General features: G+C 73.8%; 1 protein-coding gene. It reads right to left on the bottom strand.

The window, feature by feature from the left end:
* A partial coding sequence (locus tag AC51EU_RS30820) for a dienelactone hydrolase family protein (RefSeq protein WP_496270384.1) occupies positions 1-684 on the bottom strand: 684 nt, incomplete at its 3' end.
* Positions 685-703 lie beyond the last annotated feature (19 nt).

Raw genomic sequence — 703 nt, 5'->3', positions numbered from 1 at the left:
GTCGTGCCAGGCTCGCTGCGCGTGCCGTGGGTGGTGGCCGACGCCGGGGCGCACGGGGTGGTCGACCGGCGGGTGGTGGAAGGCGTGCAAGGCGCCGCCGTAGACCGTGAGGCGCCAGTCGACGCCCGCGGCCTGCATCTCAGCGGTGAACGCGTCCCGTTGCGCGGGCGGCATGATCGGGTCTTCCGAGCCGACCCCGGCCCAGACCGGGCAGCGAATGCGCGCCGACTCGCCCGGTCGGCCCGTGGTCAGCGCGTTGACCGTCCCGATCGCGCGCAGGTTGACGCCGTCGCGGCCGAGTTCCAGCCCGACGGCGCCTCCGGTGCCGTAGCCGACGGCGGCGATCCGGTGGGGATCGGTCCGCGGTTCGGCGCGCAACACGTCGAGCGCCGCATGGCCGATGCCCCGCATCCGGTCGGGGTCGGCGAGCAGCGGCATGCAACGGGCCAGCATCTCCTCGGGGTCACCGAGATAGCGCCCGCCGTGAAGGTCGAAGGCCAGCGCTACGTATCCCAGCTCGGCGAGAGCATCGGCCCGGCGGCGCTCGACATCGCTGAGCCCCGTGCCCTCCGGTCCGAGCAGCACCGCGGGCCGGCGGTCGGCACCGGCCGGGAGCGCGAGGTGCCCGATCATCGTCAGACCGTCGGCCGGGTACTCGACCGTGCGCGTGGTAATCGTCGTCATGCGACGGGACGGTAGTGAT

Source organism: Candidatus Streptomyces philanthi, assembly GCF_059553635.1.
Note: the sequence above shows the minus strand (reverse complement) of the source record. Positions and strands in the feature narration are given on the sequence as shown.